The sequence below is a fragment of the Novosphingobium panipatense genome (genome assembly GCF_900182875.1).
Lineage (GTDB): Bacteria > Pseudomonadota > Alphaproteobacteria > Sphingomonadales > Sphingomonadaceae > Novosphingobium > Novosphingobium panipatense.
Genome location: NZ_FXUI01000011.1, coordinates 86,764 through 101,796 on the forward strand (window position 1 = coordinate 86,764; position 15,033 = coordinate 101,796).

Annotated in this window: 11 protein-coding genes; 4 read left to right on the forward strand and 7 right to left on the reverse strand. The window is 63.0% G+C overall.

Annotated elements, in window-relative coordinates:
- Positions 1-294 precede the first annotated feature (294 nt).
- The 4 genes from QOL62_RS14965 (at position 295) to fghA (ending at position 5,193) form a co-directional block, all read left to right on the forward strand.
- Positions 295-2,670: a TonB-dependent receptor gene (locus QOL62_RS14965; RefSeq protein ID WP_283406853.1), complete on the forward strand. Its 2,376-nt coding sequence runs from the start codon at positions 295-297 to the stop codon at positions 2,668-2,670.
- A 176-nt stretch (positions 2,671-2,846) separates the two neighbouring features.
- A complete protein-coding gene (locus QOL62_RS14970) occupies positions 2,847-3,959 on the forward strand; it encodes an S-(hydroxymethyl)glutathione dehydrogenase/class III alcohol dehydrogenase (RefSeq protein WP_283406854.1) in 1,113 nt (370 codons plus the stop codon).
- Positions 3,960-3,970: 11 nt separating this feature from the next.
- A complete protein-coding gene (locus QOL62_RS14975) occupies positions 3,971-4,351 on the forward strand; it encodes a VOC family protein (RefSeq protein WP_103728805.1) in 381 nt (126 codons plus the stop codon).
- Between the two features lie 2 nt (positions 4,352-4,353).
- Positions 4,354-5,193 carry an S-formylglutathione hydrolase gene (fghA, locus tag QOL62_RS14980; protein WP_283406855.1) on the forward strand — a complete coding sequence of 280 codons (840 nt, stop codon included), beginning with the start codon at positions 4,354-4,356 and terminating at the stop codon, positions 5,191-5,193.
- Positions 5,194-5,223: 30 nt separating this feature from the next.
- On the opposite strand, the gene QOL62_RS14985 is transcribed toward fghA, so the two are convergent.
- The 7 genes from QOL62_RS14985 to QOL62_RS15015 all read right to left on the reverse strand — a co-directional run bounded on the left by QOL62_RS14985 (position 5,224) and on the right by QOL62_RS15015 (position 14,828).
- Entirely contained in the window at positions 5,224-7,086 is a 1,863-nt protein-coding gene (locus tag QOL62_RS14985; protein WP_283406856.1) for a sensor domain-containing diguanylate cyclase, read from the reverse strand.
- Between the two features lie 64 nt (positions 7,087-7,150).
- On the reverse strand, positions 7,151-9,361 hold the full coding sequence (gene treY / locus QOL62_RS14990; RefSeq protein WP_283406857.1) for a malto-oligosyltrehalose synthase: 2,211 nt from the start codon (positions 9,359-9,361) through the stop codon (positions 7,151-7,153).
- Between the two features lie 5 nt (positions 9,362-9,366).
- A complete protein-coding gene (gene treZ, locus QOL62_RS14995) occupies positions 9,367-11,091 on the reverse strand; it encodes a malto-oligosyltrehalose trehalohydrolase (protein WP_283406858.1) in 1,725 nt (574 codons plus the stop codon).
- Positions 11,091-13,193 (reverse strand): glycogen debranching protein GlgX, encoded by a 2,103-nt coding sequence (gene glgX / locus QOL62_RS15000; RefSeq protein ID WP_283406859.1) that lies wholly within the window; start codon positions 13,191-13,193, stop codon positions 11,091-11,093. Before glgX ends, treZ begins: the two co-directional genes overlap by 1 nt.
- Before the next feature lie 179 nt (positions 13,194-13,372).
- Entirely contained in the window at positions 13,373-14,206 is an 834-nt protein-coding gene (locus QOL62_RS15005) for a ferredoxin--NADP reductase (RefSeq protein WP_103728810.1), read from the reverse strand.
- A gap of 31 nt (positions 14,207-14,237) precedes the next feature.
- Positions 14,238-14,363, reverse strand: coding sequence for a hypothetical protein (locus QOL62_RS15010; protein ID WP_283406860.1), 126 nt, complete (start codon positions 14,361-14,363; stop codon positions 14,238-14,240).
- 30 nt (positions 14,364-14,393) lie between these two features.
- Positions 14,394-14,828 (reverse strand): DUF983 domain-containing protein, encoded by a 435-nt coding sequence (locus QOL62_RS15015; RefSeq protein ID WP_103728818.1) that lies wholly within the window; start codon positions 14,826-14,828, stop codon positions 14,394-14,396.
- Positions 14,829-15,033 lie beyond the last annotated feature (205 nt).

The following is a 15,033-nucleotide window of genomic DNA, read 5'->3' on the forward strand; positions in this document are numbered from 1 at the left end:
CGAAGAAGTCGGAGCTTCGTCGATGTGCGCCATACATCGCGTGGGCGAAGATCGAACATCCTATGATCGCAGGGAAGATGTTCATTCCAGCCGCTTCATTCGCTGCAGACCTCTACGTATGCTGGCAGGACCAGCCAGGGACTGCAGAAAGCCTGATTGGACCGACCGATCCTCTCGCAGGATTGATCACACAGTTGCCCGGGCTCGGCCGGGGTGGCTGCTGGTTGCCTCCGGAGATCTCAAGGGATCGCGGCGAACAGCCAGAGGGATAAGACCAATAACGAGGATGATGTGATGAGGCTGCTTTCGTCTGTGCTCCTGTGCTCCGCCAGCCTGGCGGGCCTTTCCACTCCGGCCTTTGCGCAGAGCACGGACGCGGCCGTCGATGAAGCCGCGCCGGGTAACGTCATCATTGTCCAGGCACGACGCCGCGACGAGGCCGTGCAGGATGTTCCTGCCGTCATCGACACGGTTACGGCTGACGATCTCGCCAAGCTGAACCTGCGTGACTTCAGGGAAGTCTCGACGGTTGTGCCCGGCCTTCAACTCACCACCGAGGCGAACGGCGTCGGCGGGGGCGGCCGCCTTCGCGGCGTGAACTTCGACGTGTCGGCCAGCGGCACGAACCCCACCGTGGAATTCTACTTCAACGACGCTCCGATCACGGCCGGCGTCGTCCTCCAGCAGATCTACGACATCGGGCAGATCGAGGTGCAGCGCGGCCCCCAGGGCACCTTGCGCGGCCGCGCGGCGCCGTCCGGCTCGATCACGATCGGCGCGAAGAAGCCTGACCTGTATACCTTCGGTGGCTTTGCCGACATGACGGCGAACGATATCGGCACGTTGAACTTCAAGGGCGGCGTCAACGTACCCGTGATCGAAGGCATCGCTGCGATCCGCGTCGCCGGCGTCTGGGATGAAAACGAAGCGGACCGCGTCCGTCCGATCACGCCGTCGCGCGATCCGTTCTCCCGCACCAAGAGTGGCCGCATCTCCGCGCTTGTCCAGCCTCTGGAATGGCTGAGGCTGGAGGGCATGTACCAGAAGCTCGACCGCCGGGCGTATCTGTATGACCAGGTTGCCTCCTTCAGCGAAGTCAATCCGGACGCCCCCGCGAGCCCGATCTATATCGACAGCTCCGATCGACGGTCGATCATGGAAGCGCCGCGTCCGATTCACCAGGTGTACGACATCTACAACTGGCGTGCGGAAGCGTCCGGGATGGGGCAGGTCCTAATTTATCAAGGACAGCACTACACTCAGAAGATCCGGGGTGTGGAAGTGCAGGACGAGGCGAATTTCTTTCCCGGCGCGATCAATCAGGACACCTATTCGACACCGAAAGCGACTTCGCACGAGATCCGCCTGCAGAACGATGCACGGATTGCCGACATTTTCGATTATGTCGTCGGCTACTTCGACTACAGGAACGACAATCCGACCGTTCTGACCCGACCCACCATTCTAGGCTTCCCCACTGCACCGGGAGCATCCACGGGCATCGTCTACGCCACGATCGACACCGCCATTGAGCGCACCTCCGAAAGCCACGAGCAGTCGTTCTTTGGAAACATCACGGCTCATCTCGGACAGGGCACCGAGATCTCCGGTGGTCTCCGGCACATTTCCTATAAATCGGAGAACGGGCTGATCATCAACCACGCACTGGTGAAGACCGTCGGCCAGGACGCGAAGAAGTGGATCTACTCCGCGTCGATCAAGCACAATTTTTCGCCCGACTTCATGGTCTATGCAAGCACGGGAAGTTCCTGGCGCCCCGGGATCAACGTGGTCGGTGACTTCAGCCAGCGACAGTCTGAACTTGAAGAGAGCTTCGTCAACCTACCCGCCGAAACGTCCAAGTCGTACGAACTGGGTTTCAAAAGTACGCTGATGGGTGGTCGCTTGCGGCTCAATGCAACCGCCTATCACCAGACGTTCAAGAACTATCCCTACCGTACCGGCGGACGTGGAGTTTACTACATCGACTATACCAATGTGGCGAACCCGGTCGTGACGCAGTTCAACTTCGTCGGCGCCGTCCCCGTGGAGGTGAACGGCATCGAAGGCGATATCGGGTTCGACGTGATGGACGGCTGGAATGTCGGCCTGATCGCCAGCTACTCGGTCGGCAAGATCAAGGGTGGCTTGGTGCCGTGCAACGACCTGAACGGGGATGGCGTGCCGGATGCGGTGACTGCGGCACCTTCACTGGACGACCTGCGAGCGGTAGTCGGCGATGACAATCTTTCCGCGTGCCGCGTGAATCAGCGTTCCGGCTTCCAGGCACCGTTCAGCGCGACCCTGACGAGCGAATATACCTTCGCCCTGAACGACAACATGGACGGGTATCTACGCGGCCTGTTGAACGTCTTTGGCCGATCGCAATCCGATCCGGTCAACGTGTTCGATGACGTCGGCTCCTACGGACTGCTCAACCTCTACACCGGCATCCGCGACCCGAAGGGTGCCTGGGAGGTGTCGCTGTTCGCCAAAAACATCCTGAACACCACCAAGACGCTGACCCGGACCGATCCGCTGTTCACGTCTTATCGCAACATTCAGGCGGGCGGTGCAGCCACGACGTTCAACAGCACTTACACAGGCGTGACGACGACCGCTCCTCGCGAGTTTGGCATCAACGTGCGCTACGCCTTCGGCAGCCGCTGACGCCTGGCGGCGCATGGTGCGATTGTCCGCGCCGAAAGGAGTCGGGGAGGGGGTGTCGGCCAGGCCGATGCCCGCCGCCTGAATTCGCGCTCTGCACAAGGCCGCCCTTTTTCGAGGAACCCTATTAACGATGCGATGGCAGGTCGCTAGAACGGCTCCAGACAAGGAGATACCGTATGAAGACCCGCGCCGCCGTAGCCTTCGAAGCGAAAAAGCCGCTTGAAATCGTGGAAGTCGATCTCGAGGGGCCGAAGCAAGGCGAAGTGCTGGTGGAAATCATGGCGACGGGCATCTGCCATACCGATGCCTACACGCTTGATGGTTTCGACAGCGAGGGAATCTTCCCTTCCATTCTGGGCCATGAGGGCGCCGGCATTGTGCGGGAGGTCGGACCGGGTGTGACGAGCGTGCAGCCCGACGATCACGTGATACCGCTTTACACGCCGGAATGCCGGCAGTGCAAATCCTGCCTCTCCGGCAAGACGAACCTTTGCACCGCCATTCGCGCCACGCAGGGACAGGGCCTGATGCCGGACGGCACCACGCGCTTCAGCTACAAAGGGCAGCCGATCTTCCATTACATGGGGTGCTCGACATTCTCGAACTTCACCGTGCTCCCGGAGATCGCCGTCGCCAAGATCCGGACGGATGCTCCGTTCAAGACCAGCTGTTATGTCGGGTGCGGCGTGACAACCGGGGTGGGTGCCGTGGTGAATACCGCCAAGGTCGAGGTCGGTGACAACGTGGTCGTCTTCGGCCTGGGCGGCATTGGCCTTAACGTGATCCAGGGCGCCAGGCTTGCAGGCGCCGGTCTGATCGTGGGCGTTGACCTCAATCCGGATCGGGAGGAATGGGGGCGCCGTTTCGGCATGAATGCCTTCATCGATGCGAAGGGCAAAAGCCGTGACCAGATCATAGCCGAGGTCCTGGCGCTGACCGACGGGGGGGCGGACTACACTTTCGACTGCACCGGCAACACGGAAGTCATGCGCACTGCGCTCGAAGCCTGCCATCGCGGCTGGGGTACCTCGATCGTCATCGGCGTGGCCGAGGCGGGCAAGGAAATCTCGACCCGTCCCTTCCAGCTCGTCACCGGGCGGAATTGGCGCGGCACGGCGTTTGGCGGAGCCAAGGGCCGGACCGACGTGCCCAAGATCGTCGACTGGTACATGAACGGCAAGATCGAGATCGATCCCATGATCACTCATGTCCTGACGCTTGAAGAGATCAACAAGGGCTTCGACCTCATGCATTCGGGTGAATCCATCCGCTCCGTCGTGGTCTACTGAGGGGCAAAGGGATGTTCACGCACATCATGATCGGCACAGACGACGTTCAGGCTGCCAAGGGCTTCTATGACGCGGTCCTGGGTGCTCTCGGATACGGGGAGGGCACCCTGCTCAACGAAGGGCGCGGCGTCGGCTACAGCAACGGCACGGGTTTCTTCGCGGCAGTGATCCCCCGGGACGGGAATGCCGCCAGCTTCGCCAACGGCGGCACTATCGGCTTTGCGGCCGCCACTCCCGAGGCGGTGACTGCCGCACATTCCGCAGGGCTTGCCAACGGCGGCACATGCGAGGGTGAGCCGGGACCGAGGGAGATGTTCCCGGGTGCCTATGGCGCTTACCTGCGCGATGCCACGGGCAACAAGATCTGCCTGTGGCACACAGCGCAGGTGTGATCATGGAACTGGAGACTGTCTCAACCAACCGGAGCCATGGCGGCAAACAGGGCGTATACCGCCATGCCAGCCTGGAGACCGGAACGCCCATGACGTTTTCCGTCTTCGTGCCCGATCATAAGGAAGGCGTGCGGCTGCCGGTCCTGTGGTATCTTTCAGGCCTTACCTGCACCCATGCGAATGTGACCGAGAAGGGGGAGTTTCGGGAAGCTTGCGCACGACATGGCATCATCTTCGTTGCCCCGGACACCTCGCCGCGCGGGGACGATGTTCCTGATGATGAGGCCTACGACTTCGGAAAAGGCGCCGGCTTTTACGTCGACGCAACGCAGGAGCCCTGGGCGCGGCATTACCGCATGCGCTCCTATATCGAACGCGAACTGCCGGAAGTGGTGGCGCACCACTTCCCGGCCGACATGGCGCGGCAAGGCATAACCGGGCATTCGATGGGCGGTCACGGCGCTCTCACGCTGGCGCTGCGCAACGCCGACCGCTTCCGGTCGGTCAGCGCGTTCTCTCCTATCGTCTCCCCGCTGGAATGCGCATGGGGTGTCAAGGCGCTGACCCGTTACCTCGGTGAGGATCGCGCTGGGTGGCGCCAGTACGACGCATGTGCCCTCATCGAGGACGGCTGCCGCGTGGCCGATATCCTCGTGGACCAGGGGACGGCTGACGGGTTCCTTGAGGAACAGCTGAAGACGCACCTTCTGGTCGATGCGTGTGAGAAGGCGGGCCAGCCGGCAACCGTGCGGATGCAGGAAGGCTACGACCATTCCTACTACTTCATCTCCACCTTCATGGCCGAGCACGTGGGATGGCACGCCGCGAGACTGCGGGCGTAGGACTCCATGCGGCCGTTGCGGAAGGTCGGCCTACCCGGCCTTCGCACCTCCTCCGCCGTCGATGATGGCGGCCGAGCGCTCGTCCACGACCACGCGGTTGCGGCCTTCCCGCTTCGCGCGGTAAAGCGCCGCATCCGCGGCCTTTATGAGCGTTGATCCATCGCGCTCCATGCCTTCTTCCCAGGTCGCGATGCCGAAGGACATGGTCATCGAGCCGAGGGTGCGGCCGCCCTCCTGCACCACCTGTTGGCTGATCGCCTCGCGCACCACATCGACGCGACCTGACAGCGCTGTGGCCGAGGTTCCCGGCGCGATGATCGTAAACTCCTCGCCGCCGAAACGGCATACGACATCCCCTTCGCGAAAACGCTTGCGCATCTCCGCCGCCGCCGCTTGCAGCACCGCATCCCCAGCGTCGTGGCCGAACTCGTCATTGAAGCGCTTGAAGTGATCCACGTCGCACATCACGAGGCTCACCGGATCGCGCGAACGGGAAGCGCGGGCGATCTCCAGCGGCAGCGCTTCTTCCATGTAGCGGCGATTGAAAAGGCCGGTGAGCGGATCGCGGATCGTCTGTTCGCGAAGGCCCCGCTGCAGGCGGTGATTGACGAGCGCGGATGCGATGTTCTCCGCAAGAACCGTCAGTCGGAAGCGCGTCTCGGCTTCCACCTCCCCGGCGAGATACAGGACGCCGATGACTTCGCCGCCGGCGAGCAGGGGTTCGCAATGGTAGCAATCGACCTGCCGGTCGACATGGGCGCAGACGACGTCCGACTGCGGACCGGCCACGTGATGGCTGCGCCCGCGCCGTAGAGCCCAGCACTGCTCCGGCGCAAAGCCGGACGCGGGAACCTCCAGACCGCCCCAGCACGCCAGAGGCGCCAGCAGGTTGCGCGAATTGTTGTGGGTGTAGAGCGCCCCCGGAAGATCCGGCAGCACCCGAGGCGCGAAGACGCGGATGATGGCGGCGAGTTCCTCATCCGTGCGCGCCGCCTGCATACGGTGTGCCATGCCGCCCAGCAGCTCGATGACTTCGCCGCGTTCCTGCAGGATTTCAGTGTTGCGGCTCAGTTCCGCGTTGGCGGCGTGAAGGCGGTCCTGGCTCTCCTCCTGATGCGCAACGGCCGCCTGCAGCTGATCGGCCATGGCGTTGTACTCGCGCGCGAGGCGTTCGAACTCGCTGGACTCCATGGCCGTCTGGATGCGTGCCGATCGATCCCCGGCGGCGAGCTGGCTCATGACCGTCATCATGGCTTCCATGGGACGGCGTATGCGGCGCACGAGCAGGGCGGCAAGCAACGTCACCGCCGCAATGCCGAGCGGCACACCGATCAGCACGACCCACGTAATGAAGTCGAGTCGGCGTTTCACGGCTGCCGTACGTGATGTAGACAGGTGCCGCTCGGCTGCAAGGAGATCACCCACCCGCGCGTTGACGTGCTGCATGAGATTTCGACCACGCCTCGAGGCGACCGCGTTCAGCGCTGTCGTGAAATCGCCGTTTGACGCCTGCTGGGCTATCTCTTCAAGCAAGGTGGCGCGTTGATGGATCAGGAGGCGGATCTGCTTGGCGCGCAGGCTTTGGGCCGGATTGTCGCTGGTCAGTGTCACAAGGTCGGCGGCCGCCTTGCGGGAGGCGGCCACCTCGTCCTGGACGGTCTCACCGAAGTCAGGCTGGCGGGTCAGGAGGAATCCGCGCTCCCCGGATTCGGCCTGCTGGAGATGCAGGAGCGCCTGGTTGGCAGTGCGCATCACCTGCGTGGAATGCGTCACCCACGCAAGGCTGCTCCGCGTTTGGGCGGCACCTTCAAGAAGCAGTCCCGCTAGGATGGCGAGGAAGAGGCATATCGTCGCGCAGAGCACAACGATGCGGCGCGACAAGGAGCCGGTCAAGGCATTCTCCAGTAAAAAGGGCCGCCAGAAGCCTTGAGCAAATACTGCGTTATCGCAATGAAATTTACGACTTGCGGGTTGAGGAGCCGTGCTGTGACGAGGGGCAGGGGATCCGCAGGGTGAAGCTTTCCTCCTCCAGGCGGCGCTCCACGACCCATGCGTCGTCTTCCGTCCGTAGGGTGTAGGAGCCTCGGGCGAACAGATCCGGCTGCGAGCGCCGCCGCGCCAGCAACGCGCGGGTCAGTTCTGTTTTGCGAGACGCAAGGGTCGTGGCGTTGCCAGTTTCCAGAGCAGCCCAGTCGACCGCGCGCCGGTTGTCAGGATCCGTCAGTCCGATCGCGACCCCTTCCGTTCCCTGATAAATATCCGGAATGCCGGGGGCGGTAAGCTGCAGCGCAGCCTGGGCGAGCACGAGCGTTTCTATCGCCGCCCTCAGCGCGTCCCGCTCCGCTGGGTGAAGGAGGCCACCTGCAGCGTATTCGTGATGGAGGTTGCGGCAGAGCTGGATCACCGCATCCTCCGCAGCCTCATCGGGCAGTTCATGACGGGAGAGATCCTTGGCCTCTCGCATGGCTTTGGCGATATGGTCGGCGATGCGCTCGTGCGCTTCGGGTTCGCCGGCCAGCATGAGCGCTGTTTGCAGGGCGTAGAGACCCCAGCCCTCGGGAAGGTTCGCCTCGCGGGCCTGCCGCCGCGCTTTGTCGTAGAGGCGGCGCGCGAGGGCAGGAAAGTGACTGAGCGCCACGAGCACGGCCCGCGCATCAGCGGAACGTTTGGTGTCGTGAGTCGAGAGGGCGTTCAGGGCGAGGGGAGTTCGGTCCGCGCGTTCCCTCATCTGCGTGGCGAACGCCTCAGTGTCGAGGCTGCCAAGGTCCGGTTCCGATCCGACTTCGCACAGCGGCAGATAGGCTACGCTGCGGAAAAAGACGGTGTCCTCCTCCGATTTCGCAGTGAGCGCGCCCGTCAGCTGCTCGAAGCGGGCGGCGAAGGCGCGGGCGAGGGGATCGTCCGGTGCCCGCAACAGGTCGAGCAGCGCCTTGCAGCGCGCCGCCTCCGGTGTGGCCACGGCATCGGTGATCAGTTTGGACAATGGCACGAGATCGGCCGCGTATGAGCGATAGACCGGCCACAGTGAGGCTAGCGTAGCTATCGCCTCGTCGAGGTCAGCCCGAAGATCGTCCGCAGCGGCCAGGGCGGCCATGGCTGCTGTAACGACGCGGCGCCGCTCGGGAAGAAAGACATCGTCCAGCAACTCCCGGCGGACCTTGCGCACTTCCTGCGCATAGTCGGCCGGAACGGCACCGTCGGATGCTTCGCGAATGGTATCGAGGCCCTCGCCATGGGTGAGAAGCCGGGTGACGGGAGTCATGAACTCGTAGCCGCTCATGCCTTCGATCGGCCAGGCCGGAAGATCCTCGCCTGCCTTTACGATCTTCTCGATCCAGATCGGGGTGTCGCCCACCGCCTGACGCAGGTGGTGCAGATAGGCTCCGGGGCGAGCCAGGCCGTCGATGTGATCCACGCGCAGACCCTGAATGCGGCCCGCGCCGACCTGGTCTATAATCCAGCGGTGCGTCAACGCGAAGACGTCGGGGTCCTCCTGGCGCACACCGATCAATTCGGTGATGTTGAAGAACCGCCGGTGGATGATGTCCGCAGCACTCGCGCGCCAGTGGCCGACCGACCAGTGCTGTTCGTCCAGCAGGCGGGCCATCGTCGCGTCGTCCAGCAAGGCAGGGTCCCCGGCTAGCTTTTCGGATAGAGGGCTCAGGCGGAGGGGATAAAAACGGTCGTAGATCCTCAGGCGGGGATCGTCGGACGGGCCTTCCATGCCGATATCGCCGTTCGCGAGCAGGTCTGCGGGGGTTCCGTCGAGCACGGGAAAATGCAGGCGCCCGCGGTCCCAGTCTATGTCGAAAATCCTGGCATGTTCGCTGTCTCGGCCGTTCCGCAGGACGTCGGCAAGCCAGGGGTTGTCCGGGACGAAGGCCATGTGGTTCGGTACGATATCGACGATGATGCCAAGATCCACGTCCCTGGCCGCGTTGGCCAGGCGGAGGAAGGCGTCATCACCTCCCAGGACAGGGTCGATCCGGGTCGGATCGATCACATCGTAGCCGTGAGTCGATCCCTGGGCCGCTTGAAAGGGCGGAGAAAGGTACAGGTGGCTCACACCCAGATGGCGGAGCCACGGGAGAAGGCCGATCGCGCGATCGAGATCGACGCCGTTGCGCAGCTGGAGACGGTAGGTGGCGACGGGAGTGGAAAACGGCATTGCTATCATTCCGCGGTGACGCTCGCCGAGAAGGCGAAGGGAGATGCCTCATCGGTGAGGAGCAGGAAGGGTTCGGAACCCGGCTGGAAGGGATTAGCGCTACTTCCCAGGCGAACGTCGATCTGCAGCGCGCCGCCGCCGAAATTCCAGCGGGCGGATATGTCAGACTCACTTCGCCGCACCTTGGAGACCGGATGCGGGTCTTTGCCCAGCAGCGGAATGACATGCTTTCGCCGCAACTCCAGAAGCTTACGGATGAAGTTTTGGTGTTCCTGCTGCTCCGAGCGGCTGGGACTCCCGATCTTCGAGGTCTCGAAGGTGGATCGGGAAACAGGATCCGGAACCTCTCCCCCGAAGCTGCTGAATCTTGCGAACTCTTGTGCGCGGCCCTTGCGGACGGCCTCGGCCAGATCGCCTTCGAAATCGACGAAGAACTGGAAGGGAGCTTCGGTGAGGAACTCCTCTCCCATGAACAGCATGGGCGGGAAGGGGGCAAGGAGGGTGAGGGCGGTTACGACGCGATACGCGTGCGCATCATCCGTCAAGTGGTGCAGCCGTTCGCCCCGCGCGCGGTTCCCGACCTGGTCGTGATTGCTGAGGAAGTTCACGAAAGCGGTGCGCGGCAGGGTACTCGAAGGCTCACCACGGCCTTCAGCATCGCCGTTCTTGCGAACCTGCCCCTGCTCGACGTACCCATCGGCAAGTGCCGTCGCAAGATCGCCGACGGGATCCACTGCAAACGGAGCATAGTAGCTCTCGTCCTCGCCGGTGAGCAGGCAGTGCGCCGCGTGATGCCAGTCATCGTTCCAGGTGCCGTCATAAGGCGCATCCGGCGCGAAGTAACGGGCAAGATTGCGCTCGTCCTCTGTCACCAGATGAATCGGCCGCTCGTAACCCCGCGCGCGTATCCGCTGACCCAGTTCGTCCAGAAAATGAAGGCTTGAGTGATCCTCGATCGCGTGAACGGCATCAAGGCGAAGGCCGTCAAAGCGATACTCGTCCAGCCAGTGCAGGGCGTTGTCGATGAAGAACTCACGCACGGCCGGCGTCTCGAACGCAATGCCCTGCCCCCAGGGTGAGGCCCGCTCGGGGTGGAAGAAGGACGGGCACCACGCGCCGAGGTAATTCCCGGAAGGCCCGAAGTGATTATAGACCACGTCGAGCAGTACGCTGAGGCCGAGGCCGTGGGCGGCATCGACAAGCGCACGCAGATCATCGGGCGTGCCATAGGCCGGGTGCGGAGCGTAAGGCAGTACGCCGTCATAACCCCAGCCCCGCGCGCCTTCGAACTGGGCGACGGGCATCAGCTCGATGACGGTAACGCCGAGCTCGGCAAGGCGAGGCAGATGGTCGATCATGGCCCGGAACGTGCCTTCCGGCGTAAACGTGCCCACATGCAATTCGTAGATCACCGCCTCGTGCCAGGGGCGCCCCGGCCATTCGCGGCTCCATGTGAAGGCTCGCGGATCGACCAGACGGGACGGGCCGTGGACGTCGCTCATCTGCGCGCGCGCTGCGGGGTCGGGATAGGCCGTGCCGTCGATCATCCAGCGGTACGGCAGGTCCGCCGCGGCGGCGGCCTCCACGCGCCACCCTCCGTCGCCGTCCGGTGCCGCGGACAGGGCTTTGCCAGCAAGTTCCAGTTCAACGCTGCTGGCATCCGGCGCCCACAGAGCGAAGGACCAGCGCGTGTCGTCGAGCGGGCGAGCGCCCCAGGTCTGCCGGGCCATCAGGAAGGGCGAAACAGGCAGACGCTTGCCGGAGAGATGGCGGCCATCCCGTCGCCGATCGGCTCTTCCGCGAAAGGATCGTCTCTCGCGGTGTCGAGCATTCGGACCCAGCTGCCTTCCGGCAGGGCAAAGTTCAGCCCGTCACCCGCGTTGAGCACTGCAAAGAGCGGACGGCCGCCGTCCAGGAACACTTCGCGCGTGGAATAGTCGACCAGCACGCCCAGCACACGCAGGCCGGCCTGGCTCCAAAGCTCCTCGTCCATTTCGCGCCCGTCCGGCTGGAACCATGCCACTTCCACACGCTCGTTATCGCCGGTCTTGCCGAGAAGGAAGTTCTCCTGCGCCAGCACGGGGAACTGGTGGCGCAATTCGATCATGCGGCTGCAGAAATCCAGGAACGCCCCGTCCGCCGCTTCCCAGTCGATCCACGCCGTGGCGTTGTCCTGGCAGTAGACGTTGTTGTTGCCCTGCTGGCTGTTGCCGATCTCGTCGCCCGACAACAGCATGGGAACGCCCTGGCTGATCATCAGCGTTGCGACCATGGCCCGCCGGCGCCGCGCGCGAGCCGCATTGAGGCCTTCGTCCTCGGACGGCCCTTCGCAGCCCATGTTGTCCGAAATGTTGTTGTCGTGACCATCCGCGCCGTCCTCGCCATTCGCCTCATTGTGGCGATCGTTGAAGGACACTGTGTCCATCAGCGTGAAGCCGTCGTGCGCCGCCAGGAAGTTGATCGAGCTGGTGGCAGCTCTATCGGAATGGTTGAACTGGACGGGCGACCCGATGACTCGCTGGGCGATGTCTCCCACCAGCCCCTCGTCACCGCGCCAGAAGGCCCGGACATCGTCCCTGAACTTGTCGTTCCACTCCCGAAACGGGTGTGGAAAGCCGCCGACCTGGTAACCGCCCATGCCGATGTCCCATGGTTCCGCGATCAGCTTTACGCCGGAAAGGATAGGGTCTTGGCGAATGGCATCGAAGAAGCCGCCCTCGCGGTCGAAACCGTGGCCTTCACGTCCCAGTGTCGATGCCAGATCGAAGCGGAAGCCATCCACGTGCATGACCTGCACCCAGTAGCGCAGGCTGTCGAGCACCATCCGCATGACCATCGGGTGCGCGACCGAAAGGGTGTTGCCCGTGCCCGTGTTGTCGAAGCTGAACCGCGGGTTTTCCGGGCTGAGCATGTAGTAGCTGGCATTGTCCAGCCCTCGGAAGCTGAGGGTCGGGCCTTTTTCGGATCCTTCGGCGGTGTGGTTGTAGACCACGTCCATGATGACTTCGATCCCGGCCTTGTGGAACCGCTTCACCATATCCTTGAACTGACGGATGGCGCGGGGCGCCAGATCGCCGTTGCGCAGGAAGCGCGGTTCCGGCGCGAAGAAGCCGAGCGTCTGATAGCCCCAGTAGTTCGACAGTCCCTTGTCGAGCAGCATCCTGTCATCAAGGAAGAACTGGGAAGGCAGCAGCTCTATCGCGCTGACGCCCAGCTTCTTGAGGTGATCGAGAATGGGTTCGCTGGCCATCCCTTCGTACGTTCCGCGCAGAGCTTCGGGAACGTCCGGGTGCAGCATCGTGAGGCCGCGCACATGAGCCTCGTAGATGATCGTCTCTGTCCACGGGCGGGCCAGCGCCTTGTCACCCTCCCAGTCGAAGTCCGGGTCCTGGACGACCCCCTTCACCATGAACGCGGCTGAATCGCGAGTGTCGAACGTGGTGTCGTCACCGGTCAGCAGGTCATAGCCCCACAGCGCATCATCCCAGTGGAGTGAACCGGACACCTCGCGCGCATAGGGGTCGAGCAGCAGCTTGTTCGGGTTGAAGCGGTGTCCGTTCGCCGGATCATAGGGCCCGTGCGCCCGGAAACCGTAAAGCTGGCCCGGCCTCACTCCGGGCAGGTAGCCTGAGAAGATCGACCCTTCGCGGGAGGGCAGTTCGAGGCGCGCCGTCTCCTCCTCCCCATCCTCGGAGAATAGACATAGTTCAATGGCTTCGGCGTTTTCAGAAAACACGCCGAAATGCGTGCCTTCTCCGGTGTACTCCGCGCCAAGCTCGTTGATCATCCGATCAGGACGGGAAAAGGAAAAGTCGGCGGAACCGTGCGACACGTGCGAACCTCCTGTTGCTGCATCCGCTAACACGCGGATCCGCACGGCGTTCCCGCATCACTCGACAGATGAAGGTAGATGGTGCTGGCCGCTTTTCGATCCCTAGCCGTCCGGCAGCTTGCACAAAAAAACGGCCCGCCCGGCAGGGGCAGGCCGTCTTCAGGCGGCTTGTGTTCGTCTTAACCGACGAAAGCGCGCTCAATGACGAAATCGGCGGGCTTGTTGTTCGAGCCTTCGGTAAAGCCCATGCCTTCCAGCATTGCGGCGATGTCCTTGTTCATCGCCATCGAGCCGCATAGCATCACGCGATCGGTCGCGGGATCAAGCCGCGCTTCGCCCTTGAGGCCCTGAAACAGGCGGCCGTTCTCGATCAGCGTGTTAATGCGCCCCGTCGTGTGGAACGGCTCGCGCGTCACCGTAGGCACGTAGGTAAGCTGCAGCAGGGCCTGATCCTCCACCAGCGGATCACCCGCCAGTTGGCTTTCCAGTTCTTCGCGGAAGGCAAGATCCGCCACAGTGCGCACTGAGTGGACCACCACGACCTGCTCGAAGTACTCGTAAACGTCAGGGTCACGGATGAGGGAGAGGAACGGCGCAAGGCCGGTGCCCGATCCGAACAGGAACAACCGCTTGCCGGGCAGGAGCGCATCGGTCACCAGCGTCCCGGTGGGCTTGCGGCCGAGGTAGATGTGGTCGCCGGGCTGGATCAGCTGAAGCTTGGATGTCAGCGGGCCATCCGGAACCTTGATGGAAAGGAACTCGAGCTCCTCGGCCCAGGAGGGGCTAGCGATGGAATAGGCGCGAAGGATCGGCTTCCCGTTGTCGCCAGGCAGGCCGATCATGACGAACTCGCCCGAGCGGAAGCGAAACGAAGCCGGTCGCGTGATCTTGAAGCTGAAGAGATGCTCGTTCCAATGGCGTACGGACAGCACTTCTTCCACCGTCAACGCTCCGGTGGGCTCCAGAACGGCCGAAGGAGCCAAGGTGGCGGCCTCTGCCTTGCGATCGCTCATCAACTTCTATCCTCGATAAAACACTGGTACATCAAAGGGCGGTGCCGAAACCGGCGTTTGCCATCGTGTCGCTGGCGCAGACCACGACATGCGCGGGAATCGCGCGCACGTTTTCGCGACGCCCTATACGCGCATCGCTCAAAAGTGCAAGGCGCAAGCCCTGCGGGTTCGCGCCGCAAGGCGGCCTTCAGGGCTTTTCCGCGTCTCCTGAATGTCTGGAGTTCAGGTCCGCCCAGAGCTTTTCGGTCCCTGCTTCCTGCGCCTTGTTCACATATTGGGAAGCGACCAGCCATCCCTTTATGTAGTGAAGGGGAAGAACGCACCCCAGACCCAGCAAGGGGAAGGACGTCACAAGGTGGACCCATAGCGGCGGCTCGAACCGAACCTGCAGCCAGACTGCGAAGAAGGTGAGCGGGAACGCCACTATGCACAGAGAAAAGAAAGCCGGGCCATCATCAGGCGCGGCGAACCCGTAGTCCAGCCCACAACTGGGGCAGTGATCCTGCAGTTTGAGCCATCTGCGGAACATCGGCCCCTTGCCGCAGCGGGGGCAGAGGCCCTTGAGGCCACACTGAAAAATCCAGCGGCCCTTCGATGCCTGTTTGGGGTCTATGTCGGCCATGCATTCTCCAGAGGCGATTGTCGGCTGCATTTCGTATATGGGGAGCAGAACCGGCAGTGCCACCGCTTCGATGGTTTGAGGACGATGGAACATCCACCGGGTTCTGTTGAAAACATTTTTGAAATTAGTGTTTGACCGAATCGCGGGGTCACCTTAGAGGGCGCTTCACCGCAGCGGACCACACGGTTTTGCAGCGGTCGCCAAG